Annotated in this window: 23 protein-coding genes, 1 tRNA gene and 1 pseudogene; 14 read left to right on the forward strand and 11 right to left on the reverse strand. The window is 37.7% G+C overall.

Going from position 1 to position 20,830, the window contains the following annotated elements; all coding sequences use genetic code 11:
- Window positions 1–112 precede the first annotated feature (112 nt).
- From A6M14_RS06265 to A6M14_RS06275, 3 genes are all read right to left on the reverse strand, one after another.
- A complete protein-coding gene (locus A6M14_RS06265; RefSeq protein ID WP_152874137.1) occupies window positions 113–343 on the reverse strand; it encodes a hypothetical protein in 231 nt (76 codons plus the stop codon).
- A gap of 581 nt (window positions 344–924) precedes the next feature.
- A complete protein-coding gene (locus tag A6M14_RS06270) occupies window positions 925–1,179 on the reverse strand; it encodes a hypothetical protein (RefSeq protein WP_152874138.1) in 255 nt (84 codons plus the stop codon).
- Between the two features lie 65 nt (window positions 1,180–1,244).
- Complete coding sequence (locus tag A6M14_RS06275; protein ID WP_171500248.1) at window positions 1,245–1,763, reverse strand: YagK/YfjJ domain-containing protein; 519 nt, start codon at window positions 1,761–1,763, stop codon at window positions 1,245–1,247.
- Between the two features lie 698 nt (window positions 1,764–2,461).
- On the opposite strand from A6M14_RS06275, the gene A6M14_RS06280 reads away from it, so the two are divergent.
- Window positions 2,462–2,893, forward strand: a complete 432-nt coding sequence (locus A6M14_RS06280; protein WP_152874140.1) for a hypothetical protein — start codon at window positions 2,462–2,464, stop codon at window positions 2,891–2,893.
- A 493-nt stretch (window positions 2,894–3,386) separates the two neighbouring features.
- Here A6M14_RS06280 and A6M14_RS06285 read toward each other — a convergent pair.
- The 3 genes and pseudogenes from A6M14_RS06285 to A6M14_RS06295 all read right to left on the reverse strand — a co-directional run.
- Window positions 3,387–3,536, reverse strand: a pseudogene (locus A6M14_RS06285) (tyrosine-type recombinase/integrase); the annotation flags it as partial.
- Between the two features lie 187 nt (window positions 3,537–3,723).
- Window positions 3,724–3,813: transfer RNA gene (locus A6M14_RS06290), tRNA-Ser, on the reverse strand.
- Window positions 3,814–3,910: 97 nt separating this feature from the next.
- Complete coding sequence (locus A6M14_RS06295) at window positions 3,911–5,944, reverse strand: NADPH-dependent 2,4-dienoyl-CoA reductase (protein ID WP_152874141.1); 2,034 nt, start codon at window positions 5,942–5,944, stop codon at window positions 3,911–3,913.
- Between the two features lie 426 nt (window positions 5,945–6,370).
- Here A6M14_RS06295 and ybgC point away from each other — a divergent pair, with 426 nt between their 5' ends.
- From ybgC to pal, 6 genes are all read left to right on the forward strand, one after another.
- Complete coding sequence (gene ybgC, locus A6M14_RS06300) at window positions 6,371–6,778, forward strand: tol-pal system-associated acyl-CoA thioesterase (RefSeq protein ID WP_152874142.1); 408 nt, start codon at window positions 6,371–6,373, stop codon at window positions 6,776–6,778.
- A gap of 26 nt (window positions 6,779–6,804) precedes the next feature.
- Window positions 6,805–7,503 (forward strand): protein TolQ, encoded by a 699-nt coding sequence (gene tolQ / locus A6M14_RS06305; protein ID WP_152874143.1) that lies wholly within the window; start codon window positions 6,805–6,807, stop codon window positions 7,501–7,503.
- Entirely contained in the window at window positions 7,503–7,955 is a 453-nt protein-coding gene (gene tolR / locus A6M14_RS06310; protein WP_152874144.1) for a protein TolR, read from the forward strand. Before tolQ ends, tolR begins: the two co-directional genes overlap by 1 nt.
- Before the next feature lie 3 nt (window positions 7,956–7,958).
- Entirely contained in the window at window positions 7,959–9,167 is a 1,209-nt protein-coding gene (gene tolA, locus A6M14_RS06315) for a cell envelope integrity protein TolA (protein WP_152874145.1), read from the forward strand.
- 202 nt (window positions 9,168–9,369) lie between these two features.
- Window positions 9,370–10,653: a Tol-Pal system beta propeller repeat protein TolB gene (gene tolB, locus A6M14_RS06320; protein WP_163124722.1), complete on the forward strand. Its 1,284-nt coding sequence runs from the start codon at window positions 9,370–9,372 to the stop codon at window positions 10,651–10,653.
- A gap of 39 nt (window positions 10,654–10,692) precedes the next feature.
- Window positions 10,693–11,262: a peptidoglycan-associated lipoprotein Pal gene (gene pal, locus A6M14_RS06325; RefSeq protein WP_152874147.1), complete on the forward strand. Its 570-nt coding sequence runs from the start codon at window positions 10,693–10,695 to the stop codon at window positions 11,260–11,262.
- Between the two features lie 83 nt (window positions 11,263–11,345).
- On the opposite strand, the gene A6M14_RS06330 is transcribed toward pal, so the two are convergent.
- The gene (locus A6M14_RS06330; RefSeq protein ID WP_152874148.1) at window positions 11,346–11,528 is read right to left on the reverse strand and encodes an NF038105 family protein; all 183 of its coding nucleotides are present in this window, start codon (window positions 11,526–11,528) and stop codon (window positions 11,346–11,348) included.
- 182 nt (window positions 11,529–11,710) lie between these two features.
- On the opposite strand from A6M14_RS06330, the gene A6M14_RS06335 reads away from it, so the two are divergent.
- From A6M14_RS06335 to A6M14_RS06355, 5 genes are all read left to right on the forward strand, one after another.
- Window positions 11,711–12,685 carry a class 1 fructose-bisphosphatase gene (locus A6M14_RS06335; RefSeq protein ID WP_152874149.1) on the forward strand — a complete coding sequence of 325 codons (975 nt, stop codon included), beginning with the start codon at window positions 11,711–11,713 and terminating at the stop codon, window positions 12,683–12,685.
- Between the two features lie 60 nt (window positions 12,686–12,745).
- Window positions 12,746–13,522, forward strand: a complete 777-nt coding sequence (locus A6M14_RS06340; protein WP_152874150.1) for a TrmH family RNA methyltransferase — start codon at window positions 12,746–12,748, stop codon at window positions 13,520–13,522.
- A 160-nt stretch (window positions 13,523–13,682) separates the two neighbouring features.
- Complete coding sequence (locus tag A6M14_RS06345; RefSeq protein WP_152874192.1) at window positions 13,683–14,297, forward strand: RNA polymerase sigma factor; 615 nt, start codon at window positions 13,683–13,685, stop codon at window positions 14,295–14,297.
- Window positions 14,294–14,614, forward strand: a complete 321-nt coding sequence (locus A6M14_RS06350; RefSeq protein WP_152874151.1) for a hypothetical protein — start codon at window positions 14,294–14,296, stop codon at window positions 14,612–14,614. The genes A6M14_RS06345 and A6M14_RS06350 overlap by 4 nt, the downstream gene beginning before the upstream one ends.
- Window positions 14,604–15,005: a DUF3106 domain-containing protein gene (locus tag A6M14_RS06355; protein ID WP_152874152.1), complete on the forward strand. Its 402-nt coding sequence runs from the start codon at window positions 14,604–14,606 to the stop codon at window positions 15,003–15,005. The genes A6M14_RS06350 and A6M14_RS06355 overlap by 11 nt, the downstream gene beginning before the upstream one ends.
- Before the next feature lie 73 nt (window positions 15,006–15,078).
- Here A6M14_RS06355 and hda read toward each other — a convergent pair whose 3' ends face one another.
- Window positions 15,079–15,783, reverse strand: coding sequence for a DnaA regulatory inactivator Hda (gene hda, locus A6M14_RS06360; protein WP_152874153.1), 705 nt, complete (start codon window positions 15,781–15,783; stop codon window positions 15,079–15,081).
- A 15-nt stretch (window positions 15,784–15,798) separates the two neighbouring features.
- Window positions 15,799–17,019: a chloramphenicol efflux transporter CxpE gene (cxpE, locus tag A6M14_RS06365; protein WP_152874154.1), complete on the reverse strand. Its 1,221-nt coding sequence runs from the start codon at window positions 17,017–17,019 to the stop codon at window positions 15,799–15,801.
- A gap of 135 nt (window positions 17,020–17,154) precedes the next feature.
- Here cxpE and purM point away from each other — a divergent pair, with 135 nt between their 5' ends.
- Both purM and purN read left to right on the forward strand, forming a co-directional pair.
- Window positions 17,155–18,225: a phosphoribosylformylglycinamidine cyclo-ligase gene (gene purM, locus A6M14_RS06370; RefSeq protein ID WP_152874155.1), complete on the forward strand. Its 1,071-nt coding sequence runs from the start codon at window positions 17,155–17,157 to the stop codon at window positions 18,223–18,225.
- Between the two features lie 10 nt (window positions 18,226–18,235).
- Window positions 18,236–18,865, forward strand: a complete 630-nt coding sequence (gene purN, locus A6M14_RS06375) for a phosphoribosylglycinamide formyltransferase (RefSeq protein ID WP_152874156.1) — start codon at window positions 18,236–18,238, stop codon at window positions 18,863–18,865.
- 53 nt (window positions 18,866–18,918) lie between these two features.
- Here purN and A6M14_RS06380 read toward each other — a convergent pair whose 3' ends face one another.
- On the reverse strand, window positions 18,919–19,719 hold the full coding sequence (locus A6M14_RS06380) for an alpha/beta fold hydrolase (RefSeq protein ID WP_152874157.1): 801 nt from the start codon (window positions 19,717–19,719) through the stop codon (window positions 18,919–18,921).
- Window positions 19,716–20,735, reverse strand: coding sequence for a signal peptide peptidase SppA (sppA, locus tag A6M14_RS06385; RefSeq protein WP_152874158.1), 1,020 nt, complete (start codon window positions 20,733–20,735; stop codon window positions 19,716–19,718). The genes A6M14_RS06380 and sppA overlap by 4 nt, the downstream gene beginning before the upstream one ends.
- Window positions 20,736–20,830 lie beyond the last annotated feature (95 nt).

Genomic DNA, 20,830 nt, shown 5'->3' on the forward strand with positions numbered 1-20,830 from the left:
GTTGTAAATCAGGTAGAACCAATAACCCAATAAAATCACCACATAAAAAGCCAATATATTTCTCATCGTTGTTCTCTCATCATTGTTCTTTCATTTTTTATCGTTGTAAGGCTTACAGTTTTGAACGGCAACTGAAGGTATATTCCAAGCCACGTTCATTAAAGTCCGCAGGCAGTTGGCGCATATCTTCAGCTTTACTCATCATCTCTTGGCCATAGTGCGACTCTAGTTTGTTATACAAACATGAACAGAACGCCCGATTGCCCCCAGCATCTTTACAGCCTTGTTTAAACTGACGTTCAACTTTAGGCGCACAGGCACTCAGTATGAGACCGAGTAGCAAGACAACCGCCACCTTGCATGACGCGCGATTAAAAAGCTTAGGCATAGAAATACTCCTTTGATGAAGTGTCAAAGCAGCATGTACAGAACAGGGTTAAATGAAATAAATACAGAGAGACGCTCACTTGAGCGCAGAAATAGAGATGGGTCATACGAACCCCCTTTTATTATTGATCAGTCATTTTTTTACCATGCGATCCAAATACAATCGCATAGGCGTGATTTATCCGCTGCGTTGAATACGAGCAGAAATAAACGGATCAATAAAAGGCGGATGTAGCGAAGAGAATAAAGTGCGCATGGCGGACTCCTTAGGTATAAAGAAGTTCTACCGCATCACTGCTAAATAATGGTGGCAGAACGAAAGAGGGTTAGCAGACTGAACCTAAGAATCAGCACACCCGAAGGTGTCCCCCTCCCGTTCTACCGTAGAGGGAGCACGAGGGTACTCACTAAAAGATAGTATCCTTTAGCGTTCTTAGGCAACGGTCTGCTAAAACCGACTGACAATGTAGGTCAGCACCGCCAAGGATAATCAGCAAGACCACTATCGTCAAGTCAGAGCGTGGATTTAAGCAACGATTACTGTCTTAAAATAGCGTGATTCTTCAAGTGTCGTGGTTTATCTAAACCTCGACGTTTCTTAATCTCAAACTGCCCTGTCCCAAAGGTACGCATCCGAGGAAGTCGAACACGTAGATGCTGTAACTCTTTTTCAGGGTTAACAAGATATTGAGCCGTATTTAAAGCATTCTGCACTTCTTGTTTATGATCACGATGAATCATGCCAATCCCTAAAGTACCCTGCTCTTCAAATTGCTGTTTGTAAGCACGCATATTGGAAATAAAACAGTAGCCCTTATTTTTTGTTAATTGACTCCAATAAGATTGAATTAATCCTCCTAAATAAGCTCATTTTGACGCTTATTTCCATCATAAATAAGCAGCGTGTGGCAATGCAGTCCTTTATCAAGACCTTCCTCAATCGCCCATGCATGACCCTGCAAATCAGAAAAGCAGCCATCTTGATTTGAGTAGCGATTCGACATGATTTTTAAATAGTCCTGAAATTGCTCAATATCAACTTCATGCTGATATTTCTTTTGAATTGAAAAATCAACGCGAACAAAGAGTAAACGTGCATAGTGATTAAGGAGTTGAGTGAGGTAGGCGTGTAAGCTCTCTTGATTCTTTTTTTCACAGCGTCTGTAATAGGCATCTTGATCTGTGATTCTTTTTGATTGTCGTTGAATATACTCAAATACATATTCACACATCTCATGTTGAGATAAATGTTCCTTTTTATTTTTTAATAACTGCATCGCTTCAGCATAAATATCAATTGCCTCACTATATTTATATTTAGCATCAAGTGTGAATTCAGAATTCAGCTGGATGCATTCGAAATCTTTGAGAGTCATTAATCCTTCTGAAACTCGTCGAACTATAATGTCTACTTTACAAAAATAAGAGTGATTGAACATGATTATCTCGTGTTTGGTTTATTTCACACCAAACACGAATGATGTATTTTTTTATTATTAGATACAGATAGCATCAATCACAATAATAAATAATCACCTATTAACCAATATGAATATCGACAATATAAACCATATAGAAATATACTCATTAAATAATAATAGATAAATAATATTAATAACTTGCTAAGCCACAATTTATTTTTTATTATTCAACGTGGGGTGCCCTTTCTATTAACCCCTAGACTCAGCTTATTTTTTGATTATTAATTCAAGCTAAAGTTAATTGCAGATAAAAATTCAAACGAACATTGTTTGATCATTTCCTCATTCAAAAGCATCGACACAATTTAAAGACAATTACCTTCACTCCGATATAAAGATGATGCCACCTCCCAACCTACATCAATGTAGTATAGAACAGTCATTAGCCTCAAATAAACTTCACGTGACAAATAAGACAATAAAGCCTATATCAAATTACTCAAATACCTGTATATATGAGAAGTTATAGAGATTTATAGAACACAAAACACTACGTAAAACACTACGAAAACAACACGTAAAAATCTATAAAAATAAGCCGTAAAACTTTATTATAATGCAATCAAAATACTTAATAAAAGTAGGACAATACTTTGTTAAAAACCATCATAGAAAAAGATATTTTAATTAGTAAATTGTTTATGACATTTGCCGATGAGGACTTAGTTTGGATTTTATATGAACTAAAATATGCCTTACAATCTAATGAAGTTCAGATTGAATTACTTTTACAACGTCAGAATACGCTTGAAGAACTTAAGGAATATTTAAGGCAGTATCTAAATAAACTAGATATCAACACGATCCAACAGAAATATGATTTTCTTATAGAAAAAAAGGATTTATATATAAATTCTAAATTATTAAAAAGAATACCCAACGATCCTCAATTTCATCTTCTATTAATAAATAGATTACTAACGATGAATTTTACAGAGGTAACCCCAACAGAATCACATCAACATAAATTATCAGAACTAAGCTCCCCCTCATCAACTTACTTTTTATTATTCATATTAACTTAGGGGCCTTTAAAAATTCAGACCTTAATATAATAGAAATACTTATAAATGAAATAATAGATACATACTCAATATTTATCAACTACAAACCTAATTTAAACAATTACATTGATGATCCATCTTTTTCAGAATGGGCTGCTACCTATATATTAAAAAGGGTATTCCATTATACTGATTTAACAATAGATTCACCCCCAAAAGAATATGTTTTCAACTACCTCTTTAACTACTTCAGCCAAGAATATAACGCTATTTATACCAGTCATATCAGTTATACCAATTTTGTTAATGCCATAAAAAAAGCCTGGCAACAAAAGCAATTTAGAGATCAAGGCAAGTTGAAAAAGAAATATCACCTCCCCCTAACCAAACAAGCTAAAAAGGAACTCACCAAACTAGCTGAGTTTAAAAATCAGCGTGAAAATTCTGTTCTAGAAGATTTAATTCATACTGCTTATTTAAATGAGATATGTGATGAGCATGGACAGTCTCGTTTTTAGACCATCCACTGCTTCACCTGCTCCTCATACCACTGCATCATTCGTACACGCTCATCCCAATACTGCGCTCTGTTATATGCAGAGCGCATACGGTTCTGTGGCACATGGGCAAGTTGACGTTCTATTGCATCTGAATTAATTAAAGAGAAGACCAACGTAGCACTTACTCAAAGGAGTTTGTATTTCTAATACTTCAAAAATGAGATTGTCCTATAAAATCTTATAAACAACTACTCAATATGATGGCATACAAAATTTTATGTGGGTTTTTATGTGGGGCAAAATTAGAGGCAAAAAAAAGACCCTTGAAAATCAAGGGTCTTTTTAAGTATTTGGCGGAAGCGGTGAGATTCGAACTCACGGAGGGGGTAAACCCTCGTCGGTTTTCAAGACCGGTGCATTAAACCGCTCTGCCACGCTTCCATGTGCGCCATAATACGGAGCTTTTCGTATTATGACAAGAGAAAAAACCATCTAAAGCATTCAAATGAATATTGTTTCGCCAAAAATGCCAAAAAAACTATAATTTGGCTGCTAATTCAGCACCTTCACGTATTGCACGCTTCGCATCTAACTCGCCTGCAAGCTTTGCACCGCCAATAATATGGTACTTCGCTAAAGTATTTTCACCCTCTAAAGGCATCAATTCTTTAACAGATTCTTGTCCTGCACAAACAACAACCGTATCTACACGTAAAAGTTGATCTTGCCCTGCTGTTTCAATCCATAAACCTTCATCTGTGACTACTTTATACTGCACGCCACGTAACATACGAACATTATGCTTTTTCAATTGCGCACGATGCACCCAACCCGATGTTTTACCTAAGCCCGCACCTAATGGTGTGGTTTTACGTTGCAATAAATAAATTTCGCGAATCGGTGCTTCAATTTCAGCGCGGACCGTACCACCTTCAGTAATATAGTTAGGATTTGAATCTACCCCCCATTCACGCTTCCATTCATCTAAAGCTTGAGGTTGTTGTTGATGTGGTGGTTTAAGCAAGAATTCTGAAACATCAAAACCAATGCCACCCGCACCAATCACCGCAACTTTATGCCCAACTTCGGCACCTCGCAAAACTTCGGCATAAGATAGAACTTGAGGTGCATCACTTCCTTCAACTTTTAAAGCACGCGGAACAACACCTGTCGCAATCACAACATCATCAAAACCTTCACGTTCTAATTGCTCACGGTTCACTTTGGTATTTAAGCGAAGTTCAACCCCAGTTTTTTCAATTTGAACTTTGAAATAACGAATGGTTTCGTGAAACTCTTCTTTACCGGGTACAACTTTGGCTAAATTAAATTGTCCACCGACTTCATTACTTGCTTCAAATAATGTGACGTTGTGACCTCTGCTTGCTGCAATGGTTGCAGCCGACATACCTGCAACACCACCGCCTACAACTGCAATTCGTTTTGGTTTTTTTGTTTTTAAATAAAGCAATTCCGTTTCATAAGCCGCACGTGGATTCACTAAACAACTAACACGCTGATTTTTAAAAGTATGATCTAAACATGCTTGGTTACATGCAATACAGGTATTAATTTCATCGGCACGGTTGGTTGCGGTTTTATTTACCCAATATGGATCTGCTAAAAATGGGCGCGCCATTTGAATCATATCTGCTTTGCCTGACGCTAAAATCTCCTCAGCTGTTTCAGGCATATTAATACGATTGGAAGCAATCACAGGAATCGTTACATGCTTTTTCACTTCTGCTGTGTAATCGACAAATGCTGCACGTGGTACAGATGTTACGATAGTTGGGATACGTGCTTCATGCCAACCAATACCTGTATTTAACAAAGTCACGCCCGCTTGTTCTAATGCTTTTGCAACGGTGATGACTTCATCCATGGTATTACCATCGTGAACTAAATCGAGCAACGACAAGCGAAAACAGATAATAAATTTTTCACCAACTTCTTGGCGAATGGCTTTTACAATTTCCACAGCAAAGCGCATACGGTTTTCAATTGAACCGCCCCACGCATCTTCACGTTGATTGACATGTCGACTTAAAAATTGATTGAGTAAATAGCCTTCTGAACCCATGATTTCTACACCATCGTAACCTGCTTTTTTGGCTAAGTTTGCAGAGTGTGCATAGTCTTTAATAGTATTTAGGATGGTTCTTTCACTCATTTTTCTAGGTTTAAATGGTGAAATTGGAGATTTTATTGCGCTTGATGACACCACAAATGGCTGATAGCCGTAACGCCCTGCATGGAGTATTTGTAGTAAGATTTTTGCGCCATGTTTATGTACGGCACGGGTAACTAGTCTATGAGGTACGATGTCGCCCAAAGTATTCATGGTTCCGCCTGCAGGCAACAACCAACCTTGTCTATTTGGGGAAATACCACCTGTAATGATTAAGCCTACGCCACCTTTTGCGCGTTCGCCAAAGTATGCCGCAAGTTTTGGATAATGATAAAATCGATCTTCTAGACCTGAGTGCATTGAACCCATCACAACGCGGTTTTTTATTTTGGTAAAACCTAAATCTAGTGGTTTTAAAATATTTGCATAGCTAGTCGTCATGTGGAATTCCTTTTAATTTTGGCTTTGCAACTTGTTGCATAATACTTTAGCTGATTTTACTTTTTTGTTTATGGCATTTTTATGCAAATCTGTGAATGTTTGGTCAATACAGATTGATTTTTTTTGATTCATGAAAAGGTGTATTAAAAATTTTATCTATTTTAAATATTTATTATGTCGAAACCAAATTATAAGAATAAGAAAATATCATCTAAATCACTATAAAAACCCGAATAACATCATCTCAATAAATACCCACCCTATAATTTAAGTTTGAAACCTTGTGCCATAGGACAAAAAAGTGATTATGATAAAATTCTCAGCCTGCAAAACACGGCTTTTATCTAATATTTTCTTTATTTATATAAACAAAATTTGAGTAAAAAGCTTTCATAGCACTTTGAAATAATGAAATGGAATACCAAAATGGCGAATAAATTCGAATTCAACATTCGTGTATATATTGAAGATACAGATGCAGGTGGCATTGTTTACCATGCAAATCATATTCGCTTTATGGAACGCACACGCACAGAATGGCTTCGTGCTTCAGGTATAGATCATTATTGGCATCAAAAAGACTATAATTTTGTTGTACATAAAATTAATCTTAAATATTCACGCCCTATCCTTATGGATGATCTAATAACAGTCACTGCAAGTGTTGTTTCTTGTAAAGCATCATCTTTTGTGTTGCAACAGAATATTTATCGTGGTGAAATTATGTTGGCATCTGGCGAAGTCGAATTAGCATGTATAAATGCAGATATGCGACCATGCAGACTCCCAGAAGAAATTCGTGAACTGATTCTAAAAGAATTGGAACAAGACTAAAAAAAATTAATTGGCTCAATGTAATTATGGCAACACAACTAGAATCTACCCTACACGTTTCTGATCTTATTCTTCAAGCAAGTCCAGTCGTACAAATAATTATGCTTATTCTACTTTTAGCATCTTTATTTAGCTGGTACTTAATTGCCAAATTACATATGAGCTATAAAAAAGCGCAGGCAGATGATGACCATTTCCAAAAAATATTTTGGTCTGGTGCAGAATTAAATACGCTTTATAACAATGCTCAGCTTAATTCTAAACGTATTGGCTTAGAAGATATTTTCTATCAAGGTTTAGGTGAATTCCTAAAACTTAAAAAACGTAATGCCTCACCTGACCAAGCCATTGAAGGTACTGAACGTATTTTACGTGTGGGTTTAAGCCGCGATCAAGGTCATTTAGAACAAGGTATTGGCGTACTTGCAAGCATTGGCTCAGTTGCGCCTTATATTGGTTTATTTGGTACAGTTTGGGGCATTATGAATGCCTTTATTGGTCTTGCAGATGTCGATCAAGTTACTTTAGCAACTGTAGCACCAGGTATTGCCGAAGCACTTATTGCAACAGCTATTGGTCTTTTTGCTGCAATCCCTGCTGTATTGGCATTTAACCATTTCACAGCTAAAGGTGAAACAATCTATTCAGATCGTGCTTTATTTGCTGAAGAAATGATTGCTTTATTACAACGTCAATCTTTAGATTCAAATCAGGATCAAAATTAATGGCGATTCAACGTTCAGGACGCTTCGAGCGTATAAAAAAACCACTGAAAAGTGACATGAACGTCGTGCCATATATTGACGTTATGCTTGTACTTTTAGTGATTTTCATGGTGACCGCGCCAATGATCACAAGTGGTATTAAAGTTGACTTACCTCAAGCCAATAGCACGCCTATCGAATCTAAAGATGCGCCTGCTATTGTAAGCTTAGATAAAGATGGACAATACTTCTTACAATATAAAGATCAAAAAGCAGATCAACCATTAGCATTACAAGAACTCACCGCTATCTTAAGTGAAGCTCAACAAACAGCTCAAACTGAAAACAAAGAACTAAACGTGGTGATTGAAGGTGAAAAAACACGTTCATATGGTGAAGTTATGTCACTGATGAATAGCCTTCAAGAAGCAGGATTAACTCAAGTAGGTTTACTTACAGAGCCTTTAAAATAATTTATGAAAGATTTCAACAAGCCTCCTTTCAAACAGAATTCAATTGCAATTGGCTTCACACTTGGTGTGCATGTCATTGCAATTGTTGGCTTGCTTTATTTAGGCATGAGTAAAGCTCCTGAACCACCAAAGCAAATCAAAACTGTTTTAATTAAGCCTGAAGATTTAAAACCTGTTACCCGTGAAGTAACCGAATTTGAAGAAACAGCGCACACCAATGTAAAAGAAGAAATTACACAGACGGCTGAACCTAGTGTTGAAGCTCCTGTTATACCAACAACTCCCCCTATAGACACTCAAAAAGCCAAGCAAGAAGCACAAAAAGCTGAAGCCAAGGCTGCTGAAGATGCAAAAGTTGCAAACGCGAAAGCCAAAGCCGCTACTGAGGCAAAAGCTATTGCAGAGGCACAAGCAAAATCGGCAAATGATGCCAAATCAAAAGCTGCTGCCGAAGCGAAAGTAAAAGCCGCAAATGATGCCAAAGCTGCTGCGGATGCAAAACTTAAAGCTGCGAATGACGCCAAAGCGAAAGCCGTTGCAGATGCGAAACTCAAAGCTGCGAATGACGCCAAAGCAAAAGCTACTGCCGATGCGAAACTCAAAGCTGCTAATGACGCCAAAGCAAAAGCTGCTGCCGAAGCGAAAGTAAAAGCTGCTAATGACGCCAAGGCGAAAGCTGATGCTGATGCAAAAGCCAAAGCTACTGCAGATGCTAAGGCGAAAGCTGCGAATGATGCCAAAGCGAAAGCTGATGCAGATGCTAAGGCAAAAGCTGCAAATGATGCTAAAACAAAAGCTGCCGCAGATGCTAAGGCAAAAGCTGCGAATGATGCCAAGGCGAAAGCTGATGCTGACGCAAAAGCCAAAGCTGCAGAAGAGGCCAAAGCATCATCTGCAAAAAAAGCAGCTGAAGAAGCTGCAACTAAAAAGGCTGAAGCAAAACGTATTGCATCATCTGCGAAACAAGATTTTGAAAACAAAATTAAACGTGCTTGGGATACGCCTTCAGGTTCATCGGGTAAGCGAGCAACTGCCCGTGTCACATTAAGTGATAGTGGTGCTGTACAATCTGTAGTTGTGAATTCAAGTGACCCAGATATGAAAGCAAGTATTGAAGCTGCCGTTCGCTCTGCTGCTCCATATCCTATGCCTTCAGACCCAGATGCAAGACGTGAGGCAAGATCATTTACCTCAAGTTTCACATCAAAATAGTACGTTCATTCACATAAAATAAAGCCATAGGCTAGAACTATGGCTTTATTCAATAAATAATTTTGAAAATTTTTGCTACTTTTTCAAGCATTTTCATACTGTTTTAACAGTTCTTAATAATCATGTACTTTAAATATAATAAATTCGTGCCATTATGTAGAACAAACACAATAAACCATTTGATTTGAGTTAATAACGAATGATGGAAAAAACTCGGAAACATCTGCTCTGCCTAGCTATTCTTACTTCTCTAGGGGCAACAATTTCAATTAATGCTCAAGCACAGCTACATTTAGAAATTGCCAAAGCACCTGAAGAAGCTCCCAAAATTGCGATTGTTCCATTTGCTAACGATTCTAGTCTTTACCCGATTATTGAAACTGATTTGAATCGTTCTGGTAAATTCTCAAGCGCATCGCAAAATTTACCTGCTACAGCAAGCATGAATAATCCAAATGCAGCAGCGTGGCAAAGTGCGGGCGTACCTTATGTTGTGACAGGCACAACAAAGCAAAATGCTGAAGGTGCATATGAAATTCAATACCAACTGTATGATGTACAAAAACAGCAGTATTTATTGAATGAATTACTCACTGTTCCTGCATCTCGTATTCGCTCTGCTGCACATATGATTAGTGACACAATTTACGAAGCACTTACGGGCATTAAAGGTGACTTTAGTGGAAGAATAGCTTATGTGTTACGCAACCCTGCAACACCGCAAGAACGCTATACACTACAAATTGCAGATTCAGATGGTGCACAACCTCGTACAGTACTTACATCTCGAGATCCAATCCTTTCCCCAGCTTGGACACCCGATGCAAAGAAAATTGCTTATGTGTCATTTGAAACCAAACGACCTGCAATTTATGTACAAGACTTAGCAACAGGTCAGCGTGAAAAATTGGCAAGCTTCCGTGGTTTAAATGGCGCTCCAAGCTTCTCACCAGATGGTCAAAGCATGCTATTTACAGCATCTATGCATGGTAACCCTGAAGTTTACCAAATGAATTTGCAATCTCGCGAACTCAAACGCATGACCAACGACAGCGCCATTGATACAGAAGCGCGTTATGCTCCAGATGGAAAATCATTTATTTTCACATCCGACCGCGGTGGTTCTGCACAAATTTATACTTATGATTTAAATTCAGGTTCAACTAAACGCTTAACATTCCGTGGGGCATTTAATGCACGTGGGACATTAAGTGCAGATGGTAAAAAATTAGCTTTAGTTCACCGCCCAAGTGGCAGTAACTACAAAGTGGCGATTCAAGACCTCAACTCGGGTATTACCAATATTTTAACCCCAACAAGTTTAGATGAGTCTCCAAGCTTCTCGCCTAATGGTCAAATGGTTGTGTATGCAACACGCGAAGGTAATCGTGGTTTACTTTCTATTATGTCTTTAGATGGTCGCTTCCGCATGAATTTACCAAGTGAACAAGGTGAAGTTCGCGAACCTGCTTGGGCACCTAAATAATTTTAAAATTTCAGACTAACTTTTATAGAGATGAATAATATGAAAACACTTAAATTTTTAGCTTTACCGCTTTTAGCAACAGCTTTAGTGATGACAGGTTGTGCAAGTCGCAAACCTGCAAATGTCATTGATGCTACACAAAACCCAAATGGTGCAGGCACTGTAAACACTCAAGGTCTAAGTGAAGATGCTGCTTTAAATGCTCAAAATTTGGCAGGTGCTTCATCTAAAGGCGTAACTGCTGAAAATAAAGCATTTTTAGCAAAACGCGTTGTACATTTTGATTACGACAGCAGCGACTTAACAGCTCAAGATTATCAAACACTTCAAGCACATGCTCAATTCTTAATGGCAAATGCAAATTCACGTGTTGCTTTAACAGGTCATACAGATGAACGTGGCACACGTGAATACAATATGGCTTTGGGTGAACGTCGTGCTAAAGCAGTTGAAAGCTTTTTAGTAACAACTGGTGTAAGCGCTAATCAGCTTGAAGCTGTAAGCTATGGCAAAGAAATGCCGATTAATTCAGCTAATAATGAAGGTGCTTGGAAAGAAAACCGTCGCGTAGAAATTAACTACGAAGCAGTTCCACCGCTTTTAAAATAATACCGTATTGAAAAATATTTCAATTATAAAAAAAGCACTTCATCTTTGAGGTGCTTTTTTATATCTGTAACTTTAAAAAATATTTAAGGATGCGACTCTTCTTCCGAGCTTTGCATGGCTTCTATTAAATCGTGTTTATTTACTTTTTTATACTCAGGTTTAGCATCATAATCTTTCCATGCTGCTTTCACGCTATCTGTAGAAATACCGTCGAGTTTAATTGCCTCGTTGGGCGTTGGAGTCTTATCAAACTTTAACGTTGTCATTTTTTCACTCTCCAATATTTATTCATTATTTATATCAACATAGCATTTTCTAAAAGAGTTGCAAGGGTAAAATCACGTCAAATAGTGTAGTTTAATTTTTCTTTTAGCGCGTTCTGCTCTAAAATAGCCCCAATGTTGTTTTTGATAAGTCTTATCAAACCTATTTGCGGAGTTTCCCAACCATGTCATACCTCACCCTCGCCCAATTCTTACAAAAACAAAGTGGTAATTTAACACCTGAACTTTCTCAAGTGATTGAAACAATTGCTAATACTTGTAAAGATATTGATCAGCTTTTACAAAAGGGTGCTTTAGCTGGTGTACTTGGAAGTGCGCAACACGAAAATGTACAAGGCGAAGAACAAAAGAAACTCGATGTCATTTCAAATGATTATTTAATCGATGCACTTAAAGTTCATCCACATGTAGGCGGTTTGGCTTCTGAAGAATTAGATGAATTCACTCCTGCTCAAGAAAATGGTGAATATCTTGTTTTATTCGATCCATTAGATGGTTCAAGCAACATTGACATCAACATGTGCGTAGGGACAATTTTCTCTATTCTTCCTGCAAAAAATGCAAAAACTCAAGCTGAAGATTTCATGCAAGCTGGTGTAAACCAAGCAGCTGCAGGTTATGTACTTTATGGTCCATCTACAATGATGGCATTAACCGTAGGTGCAGGTACTGTATTCTTTACATTCGATCCAGAAACAAAAGAGTTTTTACTGACTTCAGAAAATATTCAAGTTGCTGCAGATACCAAAGAATATGCAATTAATGCATCGAACCAACGTCATTGGGAAGCACCTGTAAAACGTTATATCGATGAATTACTTGCAGGTAAAACTGGTCCTCGTGAAAAAGACTTTAATATGCGTTGGGTTGCATGTATGGTGGGTGATATTCACCGTATTCTTTGCCGTACAGGCATCTTCATGTATCCGTACGATACTAAAGATCCGAAAAAAGCAGGTCGCCTACGTTTAATGTACGAAGCAAACCCTATGAGCATGCTCATGGAACAAGCTGGTGGTGCATCTACAACAGGTCGTGTTCGTATTTTAGATATTCAGCCAACAGAACTACATCAACGTGTTCCTGTTGTGATTGGTTCTAAAAATGAAGTCGATCTTGTAACGCAATACCATAACTAATTTCAAAAAATGAAAGTAAGCGATTTATCTAATCTGCTTACTTTCATGGATAAATCTCCCATGCCAGCTTTTTTTCTAGATTCAAAAGACAATCCTAAAATTAAACATTTACGTGGTCTAATTGATCAAAGTTCATATCGTAAAAAGAATCGCCAAACTGTACTTGAAGGTACGCATTTAAGTCTTGCTTGGTTAGAGCAAAAACGTGCAATTACTTCTATTTTTACCACTGAAGCTGCATATAGCCACCCAGATTTAGAAAAAATTGTATCGCTTTATGATGGTAATGTTTTTGTGCTCAGCGAATCTTTATATAAAGATTTAAGTACTTTAGGCACATCTTTGGCTTGTCTTGCAATTGTAGACTTACCTACATCTCGTGAAGCGCTTAATTTTGAAGAGGACACTTTAATTTTAGATAACATTCAAGACCCAGGCAATGTAGGAACTTTATTACGTTCTGCTGCTGCTGCAGGTATTGAGCAAGTTGTTTGTACTAAAGGTTCAGCTTCTATTTGGTCTCCGCGTGTTTTACGTGCAGGTATGGGCGCACATTTTTCATTACATACATATGAAAATGTTGAACTTGAAGACATTATCAACCAATTCACTATTCCTGTTTATGTAACAAGCTCTCATCAATCAGAAAGCTTATATACAAAAAACTTAAGAAAACAATGTGTTTGGATTCTTGGAAATGAAGGTCAAGGTGCTTCAAACTACGCTTTAAAAAATGCAGAAGCTGTTGCCATTCCACAACCTGGTGGACAAGAATCATTGAATGTTGCAATTGCAGGTTCTATTTGCTTCTTTGAAATGGTACGTCAACGCATCTAATAAGCGAATCTTATTGTAAATAGGCTCGCGCTTATTTAAAAATAGATTACACTAGAAAAATAATAACTTGTAATGTCAACCTAACCATTATTTTCAACGTTATATAGTATATAAACTTGTTAATAATGGTGGGTATCCAATGACAGGATTTTCCATCTCTATGGATTCAGCACCTGAACAGTCTCGGACACAAACAACAAGTACTCTAAAGAGTACTGCCGAACTGCGCCTAAAAAACTTCATGAATGAAGTTACAGGTCGTGCTTTAGTCATGATGGAAAGTGCAACCCAAGGTCATCATGGTATTGCAATGGATTTAGTACAAGAGGCGTTTATCTCCTTACATAAATCTTATTCAGACAAAACCACAGATGAATGGTATCCCCTGTTTTACACTATTTTAAATAACAAATTACAAGATTGGCGTCGAAAAGAAGCACGTCGTGTTCAACCATTTTCTTTCTTTAAAAAAGTAAATTTGGATGATGACGATGCGGAACAACTCGATATTGTCGATGAAAGTACGCCTAATCCTTTCGACTTTTTAGATCAAGCAGTAACTGCTGAAGAAATACAAGAAGCGATTGCTCAGCTTCCCACGCGTCAGCAACAAGCTTTTATGCTTCGCGCTTGGGAAGGCTTTGATACGAAAACCACTGCACAAGTCATGAATTGCACAGAAGGTAGTGTAAAAACACATTATCACCGCGCAATACAAGCTTTGCGCTTAAGTTTGTCACATATGAATCCATATACAGGAGGATCATCCGAATGAAACAAGATGATTTCTTAAAACAAGTTTCTTCTAAACTTGATGGACTCGCACAGCATCATCAAAATAAGCCAGCTGTGATGAACCATGTTTTGGAAAAAATCCAAGCTAAAAAGTCATCTAGATATGGCTTTTTCAAAATGTCTGGATATGCCTTAGCAGCCGCTATTACAGGTTTTGTTATTATTCCAAATGCATTGGATATCTCAGCACAACCTGAAAATCAGGTTATTGTAAATCCAAAACTTTCACCGCAAATGGTAGAAGACTTGGAAATGTTAATGGTGATGGGTGAGGACAAAGCTCCACATGATAGCTAAAAGATTAGTGCTTACTTTTTGCATACTTGGCTTTTTACAAACAAGCTTTGCTGGTTTCGATCGTTTTTGGATTTTTTCTAAAGATGCAGATACACAGGTCGGTGATGCTTGGGATAGTATGAGTGATGAAGAACAGCAAGCACTCATTAAACGCTATCAATCATTGAATAAAGAACTTCCCGAATCTGCACGTAATTCATTACAACAACGCATGGATTGGTTCACTCAATTACCTGAAGCTGAAAAACAGCAAATGCGTGAAGCTTGGCAAAAAATGAGTACCCAAGAACGTAAAGATTTAAGTCAACGCCTACAAAAAGCTACGCCTGAAAACCGTGCTGTTATTCGTGAAGAATATATCCACAAATATAAAACGATTTATAATAATTAAGCTTTTTTTTAAGCTTCTAAACATCAAAAAAGGTCTCATATGAGACCTTTTTATTTTTTAGTAATGATTAATTTTAATCATACTCATCAATAAGTGCATATATTTGTCGAATATTTGAACCGCTTAATTTGGTTTTCTCACCTTTTAGCAATTGAATCAATTTTTCAATCAGTTGCAATAATAGTGAGGTTTGATGTGGGCCATGAGCAAGCAAATAATCTACAATTTGCGGATCCATATGAACGCCTCTGCGTTCTAGGACAGAATTAACCAAAGCAATTCGATCTGCAAATAAACTGCCACTCGGGACTTTACCACTAACCGCTTGCGTGAGACGTGATTGTAAATCTGGAAGTTCTAGCTTTAACTCAATAGGAACAAAACGTGATGAAAAAACAAGTTGACCGCCCATTTCATCATTATAATTAATTAAATGGAATACAGCACGCTGCCAATGTGGAACACCACTAATGGCTTCAATGTCATCTAATGCGACTAAATCGTACTGTTCTAATGAAGTAATGGCTTCGGTTGGCGCATCGAGCAATTCAAGAAGCGAAACGTGAATTGCTGTTTTACCCACTTCTAAATAAGAATCGCAAATAGCAGAAAGGAGATGACTTTTTCCAGTACCTGCCCCGCCATAAACATAAAATCGATTCAAAAGACCTGCGTGTAATTGTCTTACAGCATCTACAACATGCCCCCAACTCGGCCCCGAAAAATCACTAATTCGGGCATCAAGTTGTGGTTCTATGTCTAGTTGCAATTGACGCATAAATATATTTTTGCCTTAGGAATCTTTATTATCTGAAGCTTCAATCTTACCTGAATTTTCAGTCTCTTGCAGTGCTTTTACATCTTGCTTTTTAAGTTCAATATCAACATCAATATCTTGTGTTTGAATGCTAATTGAGCCTGTGCTTGCATCTTGTGAAACAGCCACATGTCGTTGATACATTTGACTCTGCTCGTAAAAATCTCTGAGATGTTTAAGTAGTACCACAATAACTGCAGCAACAGGTAAAGCAAGCAACATACCTAAGAAACCAGCAAGTTGTGCACCCGCCAATACAGCAAATACAACAGCAACTGGTGACAAGCCAATTTTATCACCCAATAAAAATGGCTGTAAAATATACCCTTCTACCGCCTGACCAATCATAAAGACCACGCCAACCAATAAAAGTTGCATCCAATCTAGACCAAATTGGAAGAATGTTGCAATAGCTGCGGCAATAATCCCAACAGCAAAACCAAGATAAGGAATAATACTAGCAAGCCCTGCAATCATGCCAATAATCAGACCAACTTCTAATCCTATCAGTTGCAAACCAACAGCATAAATCACGCCTAATAAGAACATGACAAGGAACTGACCTTTAACAAAAGCCCCTAAAATGCTATGACATTCACCTACAATTTGAAGGGTCGTTTTTTCATAAGGACGAGGAATGAGGCGACGCAAACTATCCAACATTTTTTCCCAATCGAGTAAAAAATAGAAGGAAATAATTGGGATAAGAACAACCACCCCACCCACTTGAATAAAGCTCAAGCCAGATTGTGCTAATCTGGCAATAACACTTTGAATACTGTCTGCACTATAGTTTGTTTGAATATACTCCATGACCGCAGCTGAAATTTGATCTACATCTAATTCCATAGGAACTAAGTCAAATGTATGCGATGACCATGGTAAAAAGGTATAATTAACCCAATGAATTCCGGCAGGAATACTCGATTTTGCATACATTAGCTGTTGCCAAACGAGCGGTGCTAAATACCACATTGCCCAAGTAACAACTAAACCTATGCCAATAAAAACAATACTAATGGCAACCCAACGTGGCAAACCAATTTTATGAATTTTATCAACTAAAGGGCTAAATAAATAAGCAATGAGAAATGCGCCTACAAATGGAATAAGCACCGGCTTTAATAAGTATAAAATCCAAAGAAATAATCCAATTCCAACCAGGACAAAAATTCGACCTAAGGTGCGATCTACCATAAGAACTCGCCTTTTTTAAGTATATTCATTATAGAAAATAAAATATTTAAACAAAGATAACATTTTAGTATAGAAATTACATAAGAGTTTCGTATATTCAGGTTATAATCCCCGCGCGAATGCGGAGACTTCAATATGAGCAACTCAACTTCTACCCCAAACACTGGTTTAAGCTACAAAGATGCAGGTGTCGACATTGAGGCGGGCGACGCGTTAGTCGATCGTATCAAATCTGTCGCTAAGCGCACTGCACGTCCCGAAGTAATGGGCGGTCTAGGTGGCTTTGGCGCACTTTGTAAAATTCCTAAAGGTTATGAAGAACCTGTTCTCGTATCTGGCACGGATGGTGTTGGTACAAAATTACGTTTAGCATTAAACTTAAACCGTCATGACACAATTGGTCAAGACTTGGTTGCAATGTGCGTAAACGATCTTCTTGTGTGTGGTGCAGAACCATTATTCTTCCTCGATTACTACGCAACTGGTCACTTAAATGTAGACGTTGCAGCAAATGTAGTAACAGGTATTGGTAAAGGTTGTGAACTTTCAGGCTGTGCGTTGGTTGGCGGTGAAACTGCTGAAATGCCAGGCATGTATGAAGGTGAAGACTATGACCTTGCAGGTTTCTGTGTAGGTGTAGTTGAACAAAGCAAAATTATTGATGGTTCAAAAGTTAAAGCGGGTGACGTTTTAATTGGTGTTGCATCATCTGGTGCTCATTCAAACGGTTACTCACTTCTCCGTAAAATTTTAGATGTTAAAAATGTTGATTTAACTCAAATCGTAGATGGTCGTCCGCTTGCAGATGTTGCAATGGAACCAACACGCATTTACGTTAAACCAATTCTAGAACTTCTTAAACACGTTGATGTTTATGCAATGGCACACATCACGGGTGGTGGCTTACCGGGCAACCTTCCACGTGTATTACCAAATGGCGCACAAGCAATTGTGAATGAGTCATCTTGGGAGTGGCCTTCACTATTCCAACTTCTACAAAAAGAAGGTGGTGTTGAACAATTCGAAATGTACCGCACATTTAACTGTGGCGTAGGTATGGTTCTAGTTGTTGATGCTGCAGATGCAGATAAAACTGTTGAAATGCTAAATAGTCTTGGTGAAAAAGCATGGACAATGGGTCATATTGCTGACAATGCAGAATCTGTTTCAGGTGCTGACGAAAAAATCCGTGTGATTTTCGCGTAATAGACATCCCATGATTAAAATTGCTGTACTTGTTTCAGGCAGTGGTAGCAACCTACAAGCCTTGATTGATGCAAATCTTTCGGGGCAAATTGTAGGTGTTATTTCCAATAAACCTGATGCATATGCTTTAGAACGTGCAAAAAATGCAGGCATTCAAACAGCAGCCATTGAACACAAGCAATATCCTACTCGTGAAGCCTTCGATGCAGTTATGCATCAGCAACTTCTAGATTGGGATGTTGATTTAGTTATTCTTGCTGGTTTCATGCGAATTTTAAGTGCTCAATTTGTGCAATCTTGGGAAGGGAAAATGGTCAACATCCACCCTTCTTTATTGCCAAATTACAAAGGTATGCATACGCATAAACGTGTTTTGAACACAGGTGATGTTTTTCACGGATGTACTGTGCATTACGTGACAGCTGAACTTGATGCAGGTCAAGCACTGGCTCAAGGTGTGGTAAAAGTATCGAACCAAGATACCGAAACATCTTTAGCAAATCGTGTTCATGAGCTTGAGCATATTATTTATCCTCAAGTTGTTGAATGGATTTGTACTGGCGCGTTAAAACATACTTCAAATGGTGTGATCTATAGAGATCACCCAATGAAAGCACCCGTTCAGTTTTGTAAGTTCTAAAATTTAAATCATAAAAAAACGCATCCGAGGATGCGTTTTTTTATTGTCAAAATTTAAGTATTTTGCTTGATGAGATCTTTCAACATTTGTGCAATTTCGATTGGGCGTTCTAAAGGAAACATATGCCCGCCCTCTTCTACACTAAATGGAATACCAAATTTCTTTTGTGTAATTTGCGGGAATTTACGTGCTAAAAATGGACCATCTTTTGCAACAACCAATTGCACAGGAACTTTGGGTTTTGCCTGAGGCAACCACCATAAAGATGGATTGGTACGGAAAATTTCAACTTCATCATCACGTGAAATGGTGAGTTCAACACCACCACGAACAGAATCATCTTTTAGAGCATATTGAATATAATCATTAAAACAATCTATATCAAAATGCTGATAGAAACCTTTTGGACGCAATAACTCAGCCGCTTGTTCACGAGAATCCCAATGATCACGACGACGTTTCGATAAACCTGCGGGCGACATTTTATCAAGTGCCTTTAAGCGCAGTAATTTAGCAATATGAAATGCAAAACCATCCTTACCTACAATTAATGGTGGATCGAGCATAATCACTTGCTCAAACAGTTCAGGGCGTTGTAATGCTGCCTGAAAAGTCAGAACTGAACCCAATGAATGCCCTAAACCAATCACTTTACGTCCATTTGCTTGACGTACAATGCTATCAATCACTTGCTGAGTTAAGCTTTTCCAATGATTATCAATTGGGTATCGCTTATCTGGACCAAGCAATGGCACATAAATAATGTCAAAATCATCCTTAAGTGCATCAAATAACTTTTGATACACCTTCGATGGCACGCCATTGGCGTGCGCAAAATGAATTAATGGCTTCATTGAATTTTCGCACTTTGTTCAGTTTGAACTTGCTTAGAAAGTGAAGTCGCAAAACCCTCACCAATTGAAGCCCCCATACGATCTAAAATAGAATCAAATGGACTATATTCAACTGTATAATTTACAGCAGTGTCTAACTTAAGCTCACGTTTAAGTGTATTTAAGCTACCTGTTTTATCTGCAATACCCAATTTAACCGCTTGTTCGCCTGTCCAGAATAAACCAGAAAAAATTGCTGGATCTTCAGATTTTAATTTTGCACCACGACCTTCTTTTACTGCATGAATAAAGTGATCATGAACATTATCTAACACTCCTTGAACATGCGCTTTCTGTGCTGCATCTACAGGTTGTGTCATCGACAACAATGCTTTGTTTTCACCTGATGTCATGGTTCTATCTTCAACACCCAATTTGTGCATTAAATTATTCACGCCATAATTCGGCATAATGACACCAATCGAGCCAACAAGACTTGATGGATTAACAATAATTTCATCTGCAGCTGAAGCAATATAGTAAGCACCTGATGCACCTGTATCGCCAATAATTGCATAGATTTTTTTATCTTTATGCTGTTTTTTCAGATACTGAATTTCTTGCCAAATTTCATCAGACTGAACAGGTGAACCACCTGGTGAATTAATATTTAACACCACAGCTTTACTATTGGTATTTTCAAAAGCTTTGCGTAATGACTTAATGGTATCGCTACTATTCACGCTTTGTTTGTCAGCAGCAATGGTACCTATGATATTTACAACTGCAATATGTGGCTCTGAGGCAGGAGAAGATGCATTATTACTACAGCCTTTACCCATAATCACGAGTAATAAAAAAATATAACCAAAGGTTAAAAATTTGAAAAATATTCCCCATTTACGTGCTTTTCGCTGTTCATCCACAGATACCAAAATAACTTTTTCTAACAACTTCCATTCTTCGCCAGTAGGCTGTTGTTGAATTTTTTGACTATTTTGATCTTTATCTTGTGGGTTTGGCGGCCAATCCGACATAAAAATATTCCAAAATTTATTAATATTGCCAACATTATATACAATGATGGTGCGTTCTATATTTATACATCACAAATTACCTTATAATAAATTGA

The organism is Acinetobacter portensis (genome assembly GCF_009372215.1).
Taxonomy (GTDB): domain Bacteria; phylum Pseudomonadota; class Gammaproteobacteria; order Pseudomonadales; family Moraxellaceae; genus Acinetobacter; species Acinetobacter portensis.